The organism is Thermophilibacter provencensis, assembly GCF_030372065.1.
Taxonomy (GTDB): domain Bacteria; phylum Actinomycetota; class Coriobacteriia; order Coriobacteriales; family Atopobiaceae; genus Thermophilibacter; species Thermophilibacter provencensis_A.
This window is the reverse complement of sequence record NZ_JAUDEA010000001.1, coordinates 81,048-99,225: the sequence shown is the minus strand read 5'-3', so window position 1 is coordinate 99,225 and position 18,178 is coordinate 81,048. Positions and strand designations below refer to the sequence as shown.

17 protein-coding genes and 1 pseudogene are annotated in these 18,178 nt (G+C 59.9%); 14 read left to right on the top strand and 4 right to left on the bottom strand.

From position 1 onward, the window contains the following. Nucleotides 1-2 precede the first annotated feature (2 nt). The 10 genes and pseudogenes from loaP to QUW25_RS00455 all read left to right on the top strand — a co-directional run bounded on the left by loaP (nucleotide 3) and on the right by QUW25_RS00455 (nucleotide 9,390). Nucleotides 3-587, top strand: a complete 585-nt coding sequence (gene loaP, locus QUW25_RS00495) for an antiterminator LoaP (RefSeq protein WP_354003612.1) — start codon at nucleotides 3-5, stop codon at nucleotides 585-587. Further along, nucleotides 588-1,325, top strand: coding sequence for a sugar transferase (locus QUW25_RS00490; RefSeq protein ID WP_289510273.1), 738 nt, complete (start codon nucleotides 588-590; stop codon nucleotides 1,323-1,325). Further along, nucleotides 1,322-2,134, top strand: a complete 813-nt coding sequence (locus QUW25_RS00485) for a DUF4422 domain-containing protein (protein ID WP_289510272.1) — start codon at nucleotides 1,322-1,324, stop codon at nucleotides 2,132-2,134. The genes QUW25_RS00490 and QUW25_RS00485 overlap by 4 nt, the downstream gene beginning before the upstream one ends. Nucleotides 2,135-2,171: 37 nt before the next feature. Next, nucleotides 2,172-3,536, top strand: a complete 1,365-nt coding sequence (locus tag QUW25_RS00480; protein ID WP_289510271.1) for an O-antigen polymerase — start codon at nucleotides 2,172-2,174, stop codon at nucleotides 3,534-3,536. Then, nucleotides 3,523-4,545, top strand: coding sequence for a glycosyltransferase family 2 protein (locus QUW25_RS00475; RefSeq protein WP_289510270.1), 1,023 nt, complete (start codon nucleotides 3,523-3,525; stop codon nucleotides 4,543-4,545). The genes QUW25_RS00480 and QUW25_RS00475 overlap by 14 nt, the downstream gene beginning before the upstream one ends. 41 nt (nucleotides 4,546-4,586) lie before the next feature. Continuing rightward, nucleotides 4,587-5,672 carry a polysaccharide pyruvyl transferase family protein gene (locus QUW25_RS00470; protein ID WP_289510269.1) on the top strand — a complete coding sequence of 362 codons (1,086 nt, stop codon included), beginning with the start codon at nucleotides 4,587-4,589 and terminating at the stop codon, nucleotides 5,670-5,672. A 30-nt stretch (nucleotides 5,673-5,702) separates the two neighbouring features. Beyond that, nucleotides 5,703-6,956 (top strand): oligosaccharide flippase family protein, encoded by a 1,254-nt coding sequence (locus QUW25_RS00465; RefSeq protein WP_289510268.1) that lies wholly within the window; start codon nucleotides 5,703-5,705, stop codon nucleotides 6,954-6,956. 34 nt (nucleotides 6,957-6,990) lie between these two features. Further along, a complete protein-coding gene (locus tag QUW25_RS00460) occupies nucleotides 6,991-8,022 on the top strand; it encodes an acyltransferase (protein ID WP_289510267.1) in 1,032 nt (343 codons plus the stop codon). A 117-nt stretch (nucleotides 8,023-8,139) separates the two neighbouring features. Beyond that, nucleotides 8,140-8,313, top strand: a pseudogene (locus tag QUW25_RS09970) (4Fe-4S binding protein); the annotation flags it as partial. Between the two features lie 201 nt (nucleotides 8,314-8,514). Next, on the top strand, nucleotides 8,515-9,390 hold the full coding sequence (locus tag QUW25_RS00455; RefSeq protein ID WP_289510266.1) for a Coenzyme F420 hydrogenase/dehydrogenase, beta subunit C-terminal domain: 876 nt from the start codon (nucleotides 8,515-8,517) through the stop codon (nucleotides 9,388-9,390). An 86-nt stretch (nucleotides 9,391-9,476) separates the two neighbouring features. Here the strand turns inward: QUW25_RS00455 and QUW25_RS00450 are convergent, their stop codons facing one another. Then, nucleotides 9,477-10,295: an IS3 family transposase gene (locus QUW25_RS00450; protein WP_289510483.1), complete on the bottom strand. Its 819-nt coding sequence runs from the start codon at nucleotides 10,293-10,295 to the stop codon at nucleotides 9,477-9,479. A 41-nt stretch (nucleotides 10,296-10,336) separates the two neighbouring features. After that, nucleotides 10,337-10,852 carry a helix-turn-helix domain-containing protein gene (locus QUW25_RS00445; RefSeq protein ID WP_289510265.1) on the bottom strand — a complete coding sequence of 172 codons (516 nt, stop codon included), beginning with the start codon at nucleotides 10,850-10,852 and terminating at the stop codon, nucleotides 10,337-10,339. 226 nt (nucleotides 10,853-11,078) lie between these two features. On the opposite strand from QUW25_RS00445, the gene QUW25_RS09965 reads away from it, so the two are divergent. The 3 genes from QUW25_RS09965 to QUW25_RS00435 all read left to right on the top strand — a co-directional run bounded on the left by QUW25_RS09965 (nucleotide 11,079) and on the right by QUW25_RS00435 (nucleotide 13,421). Next, a complete protein-coding gene (locus QUW25_RS09965; RefSeq protein ID WP_354003611.1) occupies nucleotides 11,079-11,498 on the top strand; it encodes an acyltransferase family protein in 420 nt (139 codons plus the stop codon). 501 nt (nucleotides 11,499-11,999) lie between these two features. Beyond that, nucleotides 12,000-12,407, top strand: a complete 408-nt coding sequence (locus QUW25_RS00440; protein WP_289510264.1) for a hypothetical protein — start codon at nucleotides 12,000-12,002, stop codon at nucleotides 12,405-12,407. A gap of 21 nt (nucleotides 12,408-12,428) precedes the next feature. After that, nucleotides 12,429-13,421 (top strand): type II toxin-antitoxin system antitoxin SocA domain-containing protein, encoded by a 993-nt coding sequence (locus QUW25_RS00435; RefSeq protein ID WP_289510263.1) that lies wholly within the window; start codon nucleotides 12,429-12,431, stop codon nucleotides 13,419-13,421. Between the two features lie 255 nt (nucleotides 13,422-13,676). Here the strand turns inward: QUW25_RS00435 and selD are convergent, their stop codons facing one another. Further along, the gene (gene selD / locus QUW25_RS00430) at nucleotides 13,677-14,717 is read right to left on the bottom strand and encodes a selenide, water dikinase SelD (RefSeq protein ID WP_289510482.1); all 1,041 of its coding nucleotides are present in this window, start codon (nucleotides 14,715-14,717) and stop codon (nucleotides 13,677-13,679) included. Between the two features lie 302 nt (nucleotides 14,718-15,019). Between selD and QUW25_RS00425 the strand changes: the two genes are divergently transcribed. Further along, the gene (locus QUW25_RS00425) at nucleotides 15,020-17,296 is read left to right on the top strand and encodes a lectin like domain-containing protein (RefSeq protein ID WP_289510262.1); all 2,277 of its coding nucleotides are present in this window, start codon (nucleotides 15,020-15,022) and stop codon (nucleotides 17,294-17,296) included. A 153-nt stretch (nucleotides 17,297-17,449) separates the two neighbouring features. Here the strand turns inward: QUW25_RS00425 and QUW25_RS00420 are convergent, their stop codons facing one another. Further along, nucleotides 17,450-17,821, bottom strand: coding sequence for a DUF1508 domain-containing protein (locus QUW25_RS00420; protein ID WP_289510261.1), 372 nt, complete (start codon nucleotides 17,819-17,821; stop codon nucleotides 17,450-17,452). Nucleotides 17,822-18,178: the final 357 nt, after the last annotated feature.

The window sequence follows — 18,178 nt, the reverse complement described above, 5'->3', positions numbered from 1 at the left end:
GGATGCGAGCGCGAGAGGTGGTGATGCGCATGTGGTACGTGATTCAGGTTGCACGAGGCAGCGAAGAGGCAATGGCCGAGCTCATCGGTCGCGTTGCCCCCGCTGACGTGCTAAGCGAGTGCTTCTACCCGCAATACGAGACCGAAATAAAGCTCCGCGGCACGTGGACCCGCTGCGCAAAGCCGCTCTTCCCGGGCTACCTCATCGCCGTGACGGACAGCCCCGTTGCGCTTGAGGAAGAGCTCGTCAAGCTCCCCGAGTTTGCGCGCGTGCTCTCGATGGGCGAGAAGCCCGTCCCGCTGGCAGCGGAGGAGGTGGAGCTCATCGGGGGCTTTACGCACCCTGGCGAGCGCGTGGTCCCCATGAGCCAGGCCGTCAAGGACGGCGAGAGGGTCGTGGTTGTGGCGGGTCCGCTTCTGGGTCACGAGGGCCTCATCAAGGAGGTCAACCGCCGCAAGTCCTGCGCAACGCTCGAGATTGACCTCTGTGGTCGCAAGGTATCCACCCGCGTTGGCCTTGCGGTGCTCTCTACCCCGGACACCGTGGAATCCCGTGCCGCGCGGCTTCGTACTAAGGCAGTTGCGTAAGTGAGTAACTCTACAACCGAATCCGTAGCCAGCGATAACACCGCGTCCTTCGAGAAGCGCATCGCGCGCGCGGCGGCCAACGGCACCTTCGAGACGGGCCTCAGGCCCGAGCTCGGCCGCCGCGGGTACCGCGCGGCCAAGCGCGCCTTCGACATCGTCTTCTCCGGCGCCGTGATCGTCGTGGCCACCATCCCCTCGGCGCTGCTCTGCCTGGCCATCCGCCTGGAGAGCCCGGGATGCCCCATCTACTCGCAGATCCGCATGGGGCGCCTGGACAGGGACGGCACGCTGCACCCCTTCCGGATGTACAAGTTCCGGAGCATGTACGCCGACGCCGACGAGCGCCTGGCCGAGCTCCTCGACCAGAACGAGGTCGAGGGCGCCATGTTCAAGATGAGGGACGACCCGCGCGTGACGCGGATCGGGCACTTCATCCGCAAGCACTCCATCGACGAGTTCCCCCAGTTCGTGAACGTGCTGCTGGGCCAGATGAGCCTGGTGGGCCCCCGCCCGCCGCTGCCGCGGGAGATCCCGGAGTACGACGACGGGGACTTCGAGCGCCTCACGGTGAAGCCCGGCCTCACCGGCCCCTGGCAGGTGAGCGGCCGCTCCGACCTCTCCTTCAAGGACATGGTGGAGCTTGACCGCGAGTACATCGAAAAGCGTAGCTTCCTCTACGACCTCAAGCTCATTGCCAAGACGGTGGGGGTCGTCTTTACCGGGGAGGGGGCGGCGTGACGGCGGGGACCATCACCGTCGGCGTCGCGGCGCACAAGCCGTACGAGATGCCCGACGACCCCTGCTACCTGCCCATCCACGTGGGGAGGGCCCTGCACCCCGAGGTCGTCCCCCAGCTCGACCCACGCTTCGTCGGCGACGACACCGGCGACAGCATCTCGGGGAGGAACGCGACCTACTGCGAGCTTACCGCGCTCTGGTGGCTCTGGAGGAACTGCGACTCCGACTTCAAGGGGCTCGTCCACTACAGGCGCCACCTCGCCTCCCCGGATCCCGCGAGGAGGGGGTCCGATGACCGGCTCTCGCGCGTCGCGACGGGCGAGGAGCTCCTCGGCCTGCTGTCGAGGCACGACGCGGTGCTCCCGCGCAGGCGCAACTACTACATAGAGACGATGCGATCCCACTGGGACCACACCCAGCCCCCCGAGCAGCTCGCCGAGGCGGAGCGGGTCGTGGCGGACCTCGAGCCCGGCTACTCGGAGGCGCTCTCGAGGGTGCTCTCGTCGCGCGGCGCTCATATGTTCAACATGATGGTTATGCGCTCGGACGTTTTTAACGCGTACTGCGACTGGGTCTTCCCGCTGCTCTCTGAGCTTACGGCTCGTCTTGATCCGTCGCAGTACCCGCCCTTTCAAGCACGCTACCCGGGACGAATCTCCGAGCTTCTGCTCGACACGTGGCTCGCGGTGAACGGCGTCACGTATACGGAGCTGTCGACCGTGAGTCCTGAACCTGTCGACTGGCCTCTCAAGATCAGTGGGTTCCTTGCGGCGAAGTTCCTGGGCAAGAGGTACGAGAAGAGTTTCTGAAAGATTATGGCGTTTATCTATTTAACATGATATTCATATGCTTATTTTATTCTTTATAGTCATAACAGTTTTCCTGCTCTTCGATGTCCAGCGCTACCGAAACATCTGCAGTCCTGTCGTAGTGTTCTGTTGCCTATGGGCCGTGATAGTTGCCTTGGCGTCACTTGGGTTGTTCGAGTTCTCCGGCTACTCGGACAATGCTCTTTGTTCTGTGGCGCTTGGAGTTGTAGGTTTCGGGCTCGGCAGTCTGATAACGACGCGAGTTCTCGATGGGCGGGTCACGGCGGAGAGGGGCGGCGTGGTTGGCGTCGGACTCGAGAAGTCCAATTCCGAGCATTCTTCGCGAATCGGTGAACGTCTTATATATGGGGTCCTTGCCCTGGTGTTTGTCGGGGAGGTCCTTTCGCTTGCCAATACAGTTATGGCTCTGATTGGAGGCGCCAGCTATGTTCAAATTCGCGGGGCACTGCTGGGATACAGCGATGGTCAGACGATTGAGACGAACCGTCTACTCTTGGCTTATCTGACGTACTTCTGCGGTCCAGCTTTGACCGCACTCGTGCCGGTTGCAGTGACGAGCCTGTTCGAACGGAAGCGTCAGGTATTTTGCGTGGGGGTGCTGGCATGTTTGGCGATGAGTATCGCGGCAAGCGGCGGGCGAATTACGATAATTTATATCGTTGGGCAGCTCGTGGTTGCCTATACTTTTTATCGTGATCAGTTGACGAGGCGAACTAAGTACGTACTGCTCGTCATCGCTGGTCTCGCGATTCTCGGCGTTGCTGCCCTGACGTTGCTGCGGTCGGCGTCTTCGCTGGGGTTTTCAGCATACGCCTATTTATCGATTCCAATGGGCCTGCTTTCTCACTTTATTGAGGTGGTTGATGGGGCGGGTTTCCGCTCGTTCGGGGCTTCGTTTCTCTATCCGCTGTTCTACCTCTTGAACGCCGCAATGAAAGCCATCGGGGCGGGAAGCGAATTCCTAGGAGACCTCGTTTACTATGTCGGCCTGCCACAGGAGGAATGGGTGGCGGGACTCTTCCCGAACAGGGTATATAACGCGTTTGCCACGATGTTCTACTATCTCTATCTTGACTTCGGTATTGTTGGCATTCCCGTCTTGTCTGGCTTGTTTGGTGCGTTTGTCACTTTTGTGTATCGGAAGGCTTTTCTCGGCAGGGAAAAGCTGGCCTTTATGTGGTATCTGCTGCTTTTCCAGACCTTGCTTGGTTCTTTCATGATCTGGCAGCCCGGGGGCACGAAGTATTTCCTGAGCATGTTCATCTTTGCTGTGCTTACGGTTTCGTTTCGACGGGGTTCGGCGCAGAAGGGAATGTCCCCTTATAAGAGTGCCAGGGGAGCGAGTCCAGCACATACGAAAGGCATAGATGGTAAGCGTTGATAACGGTCTCGTGAACGTAATAATTCCCGTGTACAACGTGAGGGAGTATCTCGCGAGGTGCGTCGACTCCGTGCTGGCGCAGACATACGAGAACATCCGCGTGTGGCTTGTGGACGACGGGTCTACGGACGGCTCTGCGCAGGCCTGTGACGAATTAGCGGCGAGAGACGGGCGCGTCGTGGTGATTCACAAGGAGAACGGGGGGCAGGCCTCGGCGCGCAATGCTGCGCTCGACAGAATTGGGACGACTGGTAGTGCGGACGGCGAGCTTATCGTCTTCGTCGACTCCGACGATTGGGTTGAGCCCGACTACGTCGAGTTTCTGCTCCGTTTACTCAGCGCTTCTGGTGCTGATGCAGTTCAGTGTGGTCACTACGTTACGTATTCTCCGACGCGCGAGGTCGAGAAGAATGAGGACCACGGGCAGATTGAGCTGACCACAAGGGATGCGCTCGAAAGTGTCTTGAGGAATGGAGTCTGGGATATAACTGTCTGGAACAAGATGTTTCGCGCTTCTACATTTCGAGACCTGAGATTTCCCGTAGTGCGATACTATGAGGACACGGCAATTGCACCGCTGTTTACCGAGCGACTCGGTCGTGTGGTCGTGAGTATGGAGCCGAAGTACCATTACGTTCAGCGCTACTCGTCGACTGCGAATGGGACATCGTGGATTGATCATAAATTCGATTTGGTCCCCATTGGCGATAAAGTTGCCGAATATGTGCTCGGCATCTATCCCGACCTCGCCGACGCCGCGATGGAGAAGCGCGTGTTCGTCCGGCTCTCCACACTTTCGCAGATGGTGAACACACGTCATCTCGACGACGAACGGGCGGGCGAGATGCGTCACTTCGTCTGCAAAAATGCTGGGCAGGTCCTGCGTGACCCTCGCGCCTCGAAGCGCGACAAACTTGGCATCCTTATGCTCCTGCCCGGACTCGGCTGGTATCGGCTGGTCTGGAGCCTGTACTACACATTACGCCGCCGGCGCGCGATTGGGGCGTGAGTTCGTGGGTACCATGTGCAAATCATGAGACGAGGTTGTCCATGCGTGCGGCAGTGATAACGCTTCATCAGGTAAACAACTACGGAACGCAACTTCAGGCGCTCGCGACGCAAGAGAAGCTCCGCGAGTACTTTGACGATGTCGTGTTCATCGATTATCGACGCCCTGACACCTACGGGAGGGGGTTGTTGGAGTCCTTTGCGAAGGGAAGCACCCTTCGGGCTGCAGCGATTCTTCCAACCCTGGCGCGCTGGAGGAGTGTGTTCGACGGGTTCAGGAAGCGCTACCTCAACCTGACGGAGAGGACGTATCTTAGTCAGTCGGACTTTGACGACTTCGAGGACTGTGCCGACGTCTACATCGTCGGGAGCGACCAGGTGTGGAACTCGGGATGGAACAAGGGCGTCATACCCGCTTTCTATCTCGACTTTGTCCCCGATGACAAGCCACGCTTCGCCTACGCGTCGAGCTTCGGCCGCACCCGGCTCGAGGACTGGGAAGTGGAGGCAACCAGAGGCTACGTCGAGAAGTTCCAGGCGATCACGGTTCGTGAGGAGAGCGGCGTTAGCATCCTTCGCGAGCAGTATGGCTTTGACTGCGCCTCGAGGATTCTCGATCCGACCCTGGTCATGCCCGCCTCGTTTTGGCGAGGGTACGAGCCCCGGGGTAGAATCAAGGGTGACTATATCCTGATCTATAACCTGAACAGGAGCACGGAGTTCGACCGCTACGCCCTGGAGCTCTCGAGGCGAACGGGACTTCCGCTCTATCGATTTTGTACCCGCTACGACCAGATGCTCCGGAACGGAAAGAGTCTTGCAGTTCCGAACGTGCTTGAGTTTGTCACGCTGGTCGACAAGGCGAGGCTTGTCATCACGGACTCGTTCCACGCAACCGCGTTTTCGATGAACATGGGCACGGAGCCAATTTGCGTCTACCCCAAAGACTACTCTGGTCGCATCTCCGAGTTCCTTAAGCTCGTCGAGAGCGAGCAGCGTCACGCCGAGAGCTTCGAGGACTTCGACGTGGTCAACCGCAGCGTAGACTTCGACGTGGTCACGCGACGTCTCACAGAGGAGCGTCTCAAGGCTGAAGCGTTTCTTGAGCGAGTCCAGAAGTCAATCTAGCTGCGAGAGTCGCGGTTTGGTAAAGAAGGCATGGGTTCACAGAAGAAAATAGTAAAGAACGCTCTGTTCCTCTATGCGCTTACGTTCTCGAACTACTTCATCGGGTTGTTGCTCTTCCCATACCTTTCGCGCGTCCTGAGCGTCGAGGTGTTTGGCATCATTGGGTATGCGACATCCCTGTGCATGGTCTTTCAGATGATTATCGAGTACGGGTTCCAGATTTCGACCACTGCCACTATTGCCCTCAACAGAGACAGCAAGGAAAAGATTTCCAAAGTCATCTCCACTATGACCTGCTCGAAGGCCGTGCTAGCGGGCATTTCCTTGGCTGCCTTCATGTTGTGCTGCTCCCTGAGCGAGTCGCTCAGGGAGCATGGCGTCGCGCTGGCGCTGTTCTACTGTGATGCGGCGATAAAGGCGTTTCTCCCCGATTCTTACTTCAGGGGCATCGAGAAGATGGGGCAGATCACTACGCGCGCCGTCGCGGTGAAGTCGGGAATACTCGTTCTTACCGCTTTCTTTGTAAAGGGAGACGACACATTTCTGATTTATCCGCTGTCGATGATTCTGTGCGACGCCGTTGCTCTTGTGTGGGCGTTTCTGCTTATCAGACGGGACGGAGTCAAGGTTTATCGAGTGCCAATTGCCGATGCGCTCTGGGAGATTAAAAGCGGATTCTGGTTCTTTGTCTCTCGCATCTCGGTGAGCATCAACGGATCGCTCGGGTCGCTCTTCCTGGGATTTAGGTATAGCCCGGAGTCCGTCGAGATGGGTCTGTACTCGGGCGCGACGAGGCTCTCCACTGCCGCAGAGCAGATGATTAGCCCGATTGGGGATGCACTCTACCCGTCGATGATGAAAAGCAGAGACTACAGGCTGTTTTACAAGACGGTGCTCCTGGGGGGCGGCGTCTGGGTTGCCGGATGCGTGAGTGCCGCGCTGCTTGCGAATCCCCTGTGCGAGCTGATACTGGGTCCTCAGTATGCCGTAGCCGGCGACTATCTCAGGGTACTTTTGGTCGGCGTCGCCTTTGGGTTCTTCAGTAACCTGTTCGGCTATCCCGCGCTCTCGCCCATCGGGAAGGCAAAGCAGGCAAACGTCGCGATTATGTTGGGCACTTGCGTCAGCTTAGCGGTCTTCGTTCTCCTCTGGGCTACGGGCTACATCACCGTCCAGAACGTCTGCGTTACCGCCTCGATGATGAATGTGATTTCGTTTACGTATCGATTCTACACGTTCTGCAGGCATCGCCCGCGGCGGAAGTCGGAACTTCGGGAAGGCTAAGACCTCGCAAGTCTTAGTTTGTCAGGGACACCACATGGAGCAGAAAAAGAAAGTATCCTCGGGCAGGGTTCTCTACTTCGATTTGCTGAACATCGCAGCTGCGCTTGGAGTCGTCTACCTTCACTGTAACGGGATGGTCCATTCCTTCCAAGGGGGGGGAGGCTGGGTTTTCGGGCTGGTGATCGAATGCGTATTCTATTGGGCAGTTCCGGTCTTCTTCATGCTTACTGGCGCCACTCTCATCGGGTATCGCAAGCGATATGACACCAAGGCATTTTTCGCACATAGGTTCACTCGGGTGGTGGTGCCGTTTCTTGCGTGGAGCCTGATCTGGTATCTGCTGCTTCCTGGCGTCAACGGCGGCTCGTGCGGCTTGCTTGAGTTCGTTCAGAAAGTGGCTGTCGGTAAAATCGTGAGCGTCTACTGGTTTATATATCCGCTGATTGGCATCTATCTCTCAATGCCGCTCCTGTCGCTGCTTGACGGTAGATATAGCACGCAGCTGTACCTGATTTGCGCAACATTCGTGCTCGAGTCGCTCGTCTTTCCCCTCGCCTCTCAGTTTGGTTTCCAGATTGGAAAGCCGTTCGTGGTGAGCTCTGCGAGCTCATATGTAATGTTCGTCTTGCTGGGGAACTGGCTGGAAAATAATGACCTGAACAAGAAGCAGCGCATACTCGCGTATGCGTTCGGTGCGTTTGGACTGCTCTACAGGTTCGTTTATACGTTGGTGTCGTCGGAGGCTGCCGGCGAGGTCGATCGACAGTGGTTCCTCTATTGCGGGTTCCCTTCCGTTTTTCTGGCGATTGCCGTATTCGTGTGGTTCAAGTACCACGACTGGTCGTTCCTGCAGACTAAGGCGCCGACGATTGCCAAAGTCGCGAGCTGTACCTTCGGGGTCTATCTCATCCATTACGAGGTTATCCACCAGATTTGCTTCGAGAGAATGGGTATATCGGGAGGGTCTGTGCTGTTCCGCCTGTTTGGCGCACCCATTGTCTTTGCTGCCGTCGCTCTTGGCGTGTACCTCCTGAAGAGGATTCCTGTGGTGCGAAGAATCGTCTGATGGAATTGCCCCTGGTCGCGCGATTGAGACGCGGATTTATCGGGGCGCTGTTTGGCGCACAGCGTTGCGTTGATAGTACGTGGATAAGGTGGCCGTCGCCGGGCACTTGGGAAAAACTTGGAGGGAGTCTGCTTGGACACGAGAGGTCTTTGGGCGAGTCCGGATAGATGCTGCGGCTGTGGTGCTTGTGCCGCACGGTGTCCGCGCGGTGCCATCCGGCTGCGGGAGGGTGCGGACGGGTTCGTCTTCCCCGAGGTCAACGAGTCTCTCTGCGTTGACTGCGGGCTCTGCAAGCGTGTCTGCGGACTTCAGAACGCGCGCGCTCTGCAGACGAGTGGGCCCTGGTATGCCGCGTCCTTACGAGGAGACTCGTCGCTCTCTGCGTCTGGAGGGGCGTTTTTTGCGCTCGCACGAGCTGTCGTGAGCATGGGCGGTGTGGTTTTCGGCGCGGCGTACATGCGTGATGATGGGCGCCTGAGCGTGCGACATGTAATGACAGAGGACGAGGCAGGGCTCTCCTCTCTACAGGGCTCGAAGTACGTTCAAAGCGACGCGGGAGCGTGCTTTCCGGAAGTCGAGCGAGAGCTCAGGGCGGGTCGAGAGGTGCTCTTCTCGGGAACGCCCTGCCAGGTGGCTGGTCTCAAGGGGTACCTTGGGCGGGACTGGACGAACCTCGTCACGGTGGACCTCGTGTGTCATGGGGTGCCGTCGGAGGTGATGTTTCATGGATTGGTGGCGGCTCTTGAGAGACGTTATGGAAAAAGAGTGGTCGATCTTCGTTTTCGTTGCAAGCATGGAGGATGGGGTCACTCCATGCTTCTCGTGCGCCTTCGGCCGTTTGGTGAAACGAGTACATGTGATGACGAAGATGTCCAAATCCAGGCGAGTGACTTCACGTACTACGATCTTTTCCTCAGGCGCATGATCTTGCGCGACAGTTGTTACGCCTGCCCATTCGCCAGTCCCATACGCCCGGGAGACCTCACCGTAGGTGACTTCTGGGGGGTTGAGGATAATCGGCCCGATGTCCTCCTAGACGGTAGGTTCGACGTTGAGCGGGGCATCTCCTGTCTGCTCGTTAACAACATGCATGGCAGAGAGGCTCTGGAACGCTTCGGGCGTGACCTCGATCTCTGCGAGGTCGAATTCGAGGACATCGCCAAGGGTAACGACCAGCTTCGGCATCCGAGTACGAAGCCGACAGACCGCGAGCTCTATCTCACCACCTTCCGTGATGGGGACTGGAACTCCGTGGAAGCCCTTTGGCGGCGGCGTGAGCGGGGAGTACGCTATCGGGTGAGGGAAGCCGCTAAGAGGGTCCTGCCCAAAGGCGTCCGGCGCTTCTTTAAACACCTGATCAGCCGCTGATATGTAAATCAGCCTGTCAAGCGTTAAGACCGCCCGTGTCGCGAATGAACTGCGCCCCAGAACTTGGACGCGCTAAATCATTACCGCTAGGCGGCCTCTCGAAGGGCCTGCTCCCGGAACTCCGCCGGGGTCAGGCCCTTCAGCTTGACCTGTCGCCTCGTATGGTTCCAATGGTGAATGTACGCCTCGAGGTCGCGCTTGAACTCCTCGAAGCTGTCCCAGTCCCTACCGCGGAAGAACTCGTCCTTCAGGTGGCCGAAGACCTGCTCGGTCGCGCCGTTGTCGATGCAGTTGCCCTTGCGCGACATGCTCTGGACGAACCCGTTCTCCCTCAGCTTCGAGACGTACGAGGCGTGCTGGTACTGCCAGCCCATGTCCGAGTGCAGGATCGGGCTGGCGCCCTCGGGCTTCGCGGCCACGAGCATGGCGAGCATCTCCCCCTGCTGGGCGAGGTCGGGGCGCAGCGATATCGAGTGCGCCACGATCTCCTTGCTGCCGAAGTCGTAGACGGGCGCGAGGCAGGCCTTTCCGAAGGAGAGCCTGAACTCGGTGACGTCGGTGCCCATCTTCTGCCAGGGGCCGTCGGCGGCGAAGTCCCGGCCGAGCACGTTCTCGAAGGCCTCGCCGACCGGGCCTTTGTACGAGCTGTACCTGTGGTGGTCGGTCTCGCGCCTGATCCCGCAGCGCAGCCCCATCTCGCGCATCATCCTGAGCACCGTCTTGTCCGCTATCCGCTCGCCGTCGACCGCCCTCAGCTCCATCGCCACCTGCCGGTGGCCCACGCCGTTGGGGAGCCTGCCGAAGATCTCGGCGACCCGCGGCCGGAGCTCCGGCCTGGTCGGCCTCTTCGGGTGAGCGAGCGCGTGGTAGTACGTGGGCCTCGCGAGCCCGGCGGCCTCCAGCAGGTCGGCGAGGTCGTGCCCCCGCCCTGAAAGCTCGGCGACCGCTAGGGCCTTCTCCCGGCTCGGGAGCGCAGCTCCGCCTTCAGGGCTATCGATTCTTTTAGGTACGCCACCTCGGCCTCGAGCCGCCTGACCTCGCGCTCGAGCTCCTGCTCGCGCGACATGGGCGCGACCCTCGAGCCCGATCCCCTGGGCCTGCCCTTCGGCTTCGGTCGGAGCGCCTCCGCGCCGCCCTCCCGGTAGGCCTTCACCCACCTCGAGATCGGCGCCTCGGACCTGACCCCGAAGCACGCCATCGCCTCGGACCTCGTGGCCCCCTCCTCGACCACCGCTCTCGCGGCGGCCAGCTTCGTCTCGAAGCTGTATCTGTACTGCGAGCCGCCCACGTCGAGCAACCCCTCCGCTCCGGTGGCGCGGAACCTGCGCCGCCACCCCTTCGCCGTCCTCCTGGGGATCCCGAGCTCGGTCGACACGGCATGGTAGCCGAGTCCCCTGCCGAAGAGGTCGGCGGCCTTCCTTCTCAGGGCAACATCGTATTTGACCCTTATGTCCTGCGCCATGAAAAACCTCCCATTTCTCGTTGTCCAAGAAATGGGAGGCAGTTCAAAATTTGCTGCTGCCCATTTTTAGAGCTTATGTTGCCAGCGCATCAAGGCGCGACATGCAAATTATGCTTACTATTCTCGCTATCTTCACGCTAATTGTGCCCACGGTAAACAACGTTTTTGGTGTTGGGTTTAGTAACCTAGTCTGGTTGACTTCATCATCGTTTTATCTTTTATTGGGATGGTACGCATACACCTATCTCAATCTGACCATCGTTGGGGGGCGGTCGGGTGCGTCTGCGCGTTTGCTGCAATCGCACTTAAGTGCACGGGTGCGCTGATGTTTGATTCCTGGTTCAACTGGGTTGATTCTCCTGCCAATCCGCTAATTGCCGGATGGTCTCTGGTTGTGTTTTTGGCAGGAAAGCGCTGGTTAAACGTGCCTTATGGAAAGGTGATAGGAGCTTTGTCTTCTGCCAGCTTTGGAATCTATCTCGTTCACCCCATTTTCCTCAATGTGTTCTATAAGGTGGGACATGTACGTGAGACTTTTCTTCCTCCGCTTGTGTTTGAGATGGTGATATGGGCTCTAACGTTTGCGGGCTCTTGCGCTCTAACAATGATTCTGAACAAAGTTCCACTTATAAAGAGGCTGCTATAGCGTGGGGTTACATCGGCGCCTAACGCGATTGCGCAGATCTTCGCATAATAGTTTCTAGACGGGTGAAGAGGAAGCTCACGCTGTTCTACGCGGAATGATTTTGCGGGGGCGTAATGAGTGGGGTCATGTTGGGCGCAACGCTTGATTGCAGGCAATAATTGGGTAATCGCGAGCGACTCTTATGAGCCAAATAATAAGAGTTCTGGAAGGGACAATAAGCGGGAGAATCCTTCTGAAGTTGGGGTGGCATTTTGCCTTGGTCGTCCAGACCTTCTCCCCTTAATGATTTCCGCCACGGCTTCTCGTCCCGCAATTGGGAGAACGAGCTCCGCGAGCACCTCATTAAGCTCTGACTCAAAAGGGACAGACCCCTTTTGAATCATTTGAAGCGTCCACTTTGTACTCGGTACAAAGTGGACGCTTCAGTATGGGGATGATGGACGAGACAACTATGAAAATAGTGTACTATTAGTACAATAATGAGACGGTGAGAGGGGATTGATGAATGATGAAACAGGGGCGGGATATTACATACAGAAGACCTACAAAGAGGTTGACCAATACTTGGAGAGAATCAAAGACGCGGTAGCTCAGGGGAACTACAAGATCTCGGAGCGCGAAGACAAGAACCTCCCTTTTATCCGTCAATTCAATGTCAATCGCTCCCGTGCTGCCAAAATGATCCTCTCCCTTTGCCCGGAAGACTTTCTGCATGCCGTCCCAAGCAAGATGGAGGGAAACGAGGGACAGGAGCTCTTCGTGTTTTGTAGGCGCCATGCTCTCTACAGACTTATGTCATCGCGTTCGGAAGAGGTTCTTGTCTATTACAAGTTTGACCTGGTCGGCGATTCGTTTGCTGTTGTTGTCTCCATGCACGAGGCTGAGAGAGATCCAGAATACGCATTTTGACGAAAGGAACCGGTGGGAGACATGGCGGAGAGGCAGAGCGCGTTTTGCGAGCATTGCCGCAAGATGGTTGAGGTCGAGCTGGCCGAGGCAACGGAAACAACAGAGCTTGACGGAGTAGCGTATTCATATCCCGTTGTGCACGGCGTTTGTTTGGAGTGCGGTGAGCCCGCTACTCCGGCAGCTGTTCAGGATGAAAACCAGCGAGCGTTTACCAAGGCCGTTCGGAAGGCAAACGGAATCGTAGATCAGGACACCGTTGAGGATGTGCCGAAGAAGTATTCAATAGGCAAGCGTCCGCTCTCGAGGATGCTTGGCTGGGGGGAACACACCTATTCTCGTTTCTTGGACGGAGACGTTCCAAGCAGGGACTATTCAAAGACAATTGAGAGAATCGCCAGAAGTCCTCTCGCATATCTCTTGAAATTATATAACAATATAAATGAGATGTCTGACGTTGCGTTTAGGAAAAGCAAAGACGCGGCGTTAAGGGTGCTGCATGACTCGGGGGAGGCCATTGAGCGCGCAGCGGCTTATCTCATTGCTCGGACGGGGAGTGGATCTCCGCTTGCCCTTCAAAAGGAGCTCTACTACGCGGATGGTCTCTGCATTTCCTATTCGGGGGCCCCGCTCTTTCCAGACCGCTGTGAGGCGTGGAGATATGGGCCGGTCTTTCCCCGGCTCTGGGAAGATCTAGAACTAAAGGGAGTCGACGAGAGCCTTCTGTTTGGAGACGAAGTTGCCAATTATCTGGCCGATACGTTCTCAAATCGCGAGCTTGAGGTGCTTGATGCGGTAACAAGATACGTTGCTTGCTTCAGCCCGTACGTTCTTCGGGACTGCACGCATGACGAATCTCCTTGGATTGACGCGCGGGCGGGCATTCCGGACGACGCTCCCTCAAACAACGAGATGACGCTCGAGGGGATCGGGAGCTTCTTCCGTGATCTCTGGGAGCGCTACGACATGGAGCAGCCAGCAGATATTCGTCGCTATATGCAGGCCCGCATCGCCTAAGCGTCCACTTTGTACCCGGTACAAACTGGACAATCACTATTGAATCATTTGGGCCCGGGCTGCAGAACGTGGGTGGTCCGGACCCTCCTTGTGTGATGCAGAATCACCCGCGCGTCCTTCTCGCCGTCTGTTGTCCGCAATTATTTGCGGACAACACCGGTTCCGAAGGTCCTGGGAGGGTTGCGGATGGCCGTTGTCCGCAAATAATTGCGGACAACTCGAGCGCCCGCTTTGTACCCGGTACAAAGTGGGCACTTATCTGACGAGAACGCTCTTCTCGGCGCGACAGCGCGCGCGGCCGATGACGGCAGCGGGGAGGCCCTCGGCACGCAGGGCGTCAACGAGCCGCTCCGCGTCCTTCTCGCCGAGCGCCAGGAGCAGGCCGCCTGAGGTCTGCGGGTCAAAGAGCACGTCCGTAAGGTCGAGCGGCAGCGCCTCGTCAAGCCCCACGCGCGGGCCAAAGAAGTCCCGGTTGCGATAGGCCCCGGCGGGGATGAGGCCGAGCGCCGCCATCTCGCGGGCGCGGGCCATGACGGGCACGGCGGCGGCATCGATCTCAAGCGTGACGCCCGAGGCCTCGGCCATCTCGCAGGAGTGCCCCATGAGCGAGAAGCCCGTGACGTCGGTGGCCGCGTGCGGCCAGCACCCCAGCTCGCGCGCCAGACGGATGGGCGCCTCGTTGAGCGTGGTCATGGAGTCCGTGGCCACGCGCACGCCGGCGTCGTCCAGAAGGCCGCCCTTGTGCGCGGTGGTGAGGATGCCCGTGCCGAGCGCCTTGGTGAGCACGAGCGCGTCGCCCGCGCGCGCCCCGCCGTTCTCAAGCCGCTCGTCCAGGGCCACAAAGCCCGTCACCGCGAGGCCATACTTGGGCTCGTGGTCGTTGATCGAGTGACCGCCCGCCACCACGCACCCGGCACGGCGGCACGTCTCGGCCCCGCCGGCCAGGATCTGCCCCGCGACCTCGATGCCCAGGCAGTTGGGAAAGCACAGGAGGTTGAGCGCCAGCGCCGGCCGTCCCCCCATGGCGTAGACGTCCGAGAGCGCGTTGGTGGCCGCCACCTGGCCAAAGAGGAACGGGTCGTCCACCATGGGCGGGAAGAAGTCCGTGGTGGCAATGAGGCCGCGGCCGTCGCCGAGGTCCCACACGCACGCGTCGTCGGAGGCGTCAAAGCCCACCACGAGCTCCGGCGCGTCCAGGCGCGGCAGTCCCGAGAGCACGCCCGCGAGCTCGCCCGGCGCGATCTTTGCCGCGCACCCGGCTGCCTCCACGAGCTCCGTCAGACGAACCCCCGTCATGTCCATGACCTGCCCCTCTCTGGCAAACCTGCGCGGCACGCGCGCGGCCAAACAAATGGTATGGCCCCCTTAGTATCTGTCAGGCGTTGTAGTTTTGAAAGTAGAGCGTCGGTGCGCGGCGAGAAGTACGCGCCCGGGCGGCGAGAAGCGCCTGCCGCCGGCGCCCCGTCGAACGGAACGCGCCGTTTGCCGGGTGGGCCGCCCGCGGAGGGCGTTCTGTCCGGTCGCTCGTTTACCCTAGGAGGGGTGACGGCGCTTCTCGCCGCCACGTGTCTCACATCCAGAGAATCCGGGAGGTTCATATGAACGATCCAAGACGCGCTGGTCGCCTGGCATGGGTGCGGCCGGCGCTTACGGCGATCTTTGCCCTTTCGCTCTCGATCGCGCCGTTTGCGGGCGTTGCCCAGGCTGCGGAGGACGGCTCCGTGGCGCAGGGGCTTGCCGACCACCTCTATGTGCCCGACGGCGTGGAAGGCGGCATCGAGGTCACGGAGGACGGCATGCCCAAGGGCCTCTCGCCGGAGTACGGCAGGCTCGACACGGCGGGCGGCAGCTCCTCGGGCGGCCGCGTCGCCCTTCCCTCCAAGTACGACCTGTGCGACAAGGGCTACGTGTCCGCCGTCAAGAACCAGCTCCGCTGGCAGAACTGCTGGGTCTTTGCCTCCATGTCCTCGCTCGAGAGCAACCTGCTCGTGCAGGGTCGTGGGAGCCTTGCCGGCAACGACTTCTCCGAGCGGCAGCTCACGCAGGCAAGAAGGACGCTCGTGAGCTCCAGCCAGGCCGAGCGCCTCGGCGCGGTTGGACAGGCGGGGGAGGGCGTTGAGCCGATCGTCGACGTTGGAGATTACCGTTACGTGCACTCCGACAACGACTTCCTCTTGAGCTCTGGCTACATCTATGAGGCGGGGGACGCCATGTTCAACGGCATGGGCCCCGTTGCCGAGGCGACCGTGCCCTCCGAGGTGGAGGAGAACTCGGACATGTACTGGGTCTTCGGCCCCATGGACGACCCCGACATGATTGCCCCCGTGGGCGCTACCTCCTGGCGGGTCTCCGACCCCTATGCCTATGACCCCGTGCTCTGGATCGACGAGAGCCTGAGCCTGGGCACTCTCGGCATCGTCAACGACCAGGGCGTCTACGAGGGCGTTGACTGGGACGCCGTGAGCCGCGTCAAGCAGGCCGTGATGAGCGACGGCGCCGTCTCCGTGGGCATCTACTCGGGCGGTAGCGTGTCGAGCCCCAGCTTCAGCGACACGGACACCGAGTACTACAACGCCGAGCACGCCGCCCAGTTTGTGAGCGACACGATCGGTATGGGTCACTTCGTGGCCATCGTGGGCTGGGACGACACCTTCCCCAAGGAGAACTTCGTCAACAGCGTCAGCCACGCCACCCCCGAGGGCGACGGCGCCTGGATCATCAAGGACAGCTACGGCACCATCGACTCCCAGTGGTGGTCGCATTCCGGCGAGGACGGCACGGGCTTCCGCTACGTCTCCTACTACGACCGCAGCCTCGACTACACCTGCCAGCTCGTTGCGGGTCCCAACGCCGCCTCTGATGACGTGACGCTCCAGTACGATCTTCTCGGCACCTCGCCCTACTCGGACGCGCTTCTCGTCGACCAGGCCGCCTCTGCCGCCAACGTGTTCACCGCCGAGCAGGACATGCTCCTGGAGGCCACCACCGCCTCCACGATCACGGACAACTCAACCGTGAAGATCGAGGTCTACCTGCTGGGCGCGGGCGCCTCCAGCCCCACCGACGGAACGCTTGCGGGCACCACCACGAAGACCTACGCCATCCCCGGCCGCTACCGCGTTGACCTGAGCAAGCCGATTGAGATCCGCGAGGGCCAGCGCTTCTCCATCGTGGAGACGGTCTCCTCAAACGTTGTTGAGGGCAAGGGCTCCGGCACCATGTACTACCTGGCCCTTGAGTGCGGCACCACGTCCGAGTACGCAAAGAGCCAGGGATACGACCACCACTGGAACGCCGTCTCAAACTCGGGCGAGTCCTGGGTCATGACGAACGGCTCGTGGGCGGACGCCAAGACGCTCAACGGCAACGCCGAGCTGACCACAAACGGCAAGGTGTACGGCAACGCGCTCATCAAGGCGTACGGCTCCGAGGCCGACCTGCCGCCGGCGAGCGAGTCCGCAAAGACCGTCACCATGTGGCGCCTCTACAACCAGTACACCGGTGAGCACCTCTACACCTCCAGCAAGACCGAGTACGACAACCTCGGCAAGATCGGCTGGACCCAGGAGAACGTCGCCTGGATCGCGCCCGCCGAGGGCGAGGAGGTCTACCGCCTCTACAATCCCTACTCGAGCGATCACCACTACACCATGAAGGAGGACGAGCGCGACGCCCTCGTGAAGCTGGGCTGGAGCTACGAGGGCGTGGGCTGGCACTCCGCGCCCGCCGCGTCTGGGGTGCCGCTGTACCGCCTCTTCAACCCGTACGAGCAGATTGGCACGCACCACTACACCACCTCGACCTCCGAGCGCGACCAGATGGTCAAGAACGGCTGGGTCGACGAGAACATCGCCTGGTACGGCGTAAAATCCTGACAAAGGTGACAGGGTAAACTGTCAGGTTTTTCGGGCCGCGTCCCCCGGTGGGGCGCGGCCCGCTCTTCTTGCCTTCCTGCGCGAGCCAAGAAAAGCCCCGGGCGTCATGCGGGACGTCCGGGGCATGCCGAGTCAATGCGTGCGGAGGCGCAACTAGTTCTCGTCTGCCGCCAGGGAGGAGTCGCACTCCGCGCGGGTGCGCTCAATGCGCCTGAGCAGGGACTCCTTGTGCTCGTAGGTGTGCGAGCGCGCAATGTCCCCGGCGTCCTGCGTGATGAAGCGGAAGAAGTAGTGCCCGTCAAAGTCCTCGTAGATGCGGAACTTGGGCGACGGCTCGCGGACAAAGGCGTCAACGGTGCTGTCCTCGATCTCCGCATCCGCTGCGGAGGCACGCACGCACTCGATGCCGTGCAGGCACTCGTCCTTGGACGGGAAGATGATCGACGACATGAGAATGTGACCGTTGCTGGCGCAGAGGTTGAAGCAGTAGCGGCCCTCGTTCTCAACCACGACATACTGACCCATAAGAATCACCACCAAACTCGTTTTACCTACTGATTACAAAAGATTAGCCCGGCCTGCCGCGTTTGGGCGCAACGCATACGCGGACGGTCGAATTTGGTCGGGGAGACGGCGTTGCTGGGTGACCCTCGGCATACGGGCAGGAAAAATAGGGTACTATTCCATTACATCCCCCGAACGCAACGGGTTGGCGTGGTCGGGGGACGCGCCAGCCCACCAGACGAGAAGGGCCCCGGTTGCTGTTGCGCAGCCGGGGCCACGTTGTTTTTTGGGGACGCGGGCCGACGGTTCTTCTCGGCAGATTGTCGGTTTGCGTCCCCGGACCAGGATGCGGGGACGCGCAGCGACACTTCATCGAGA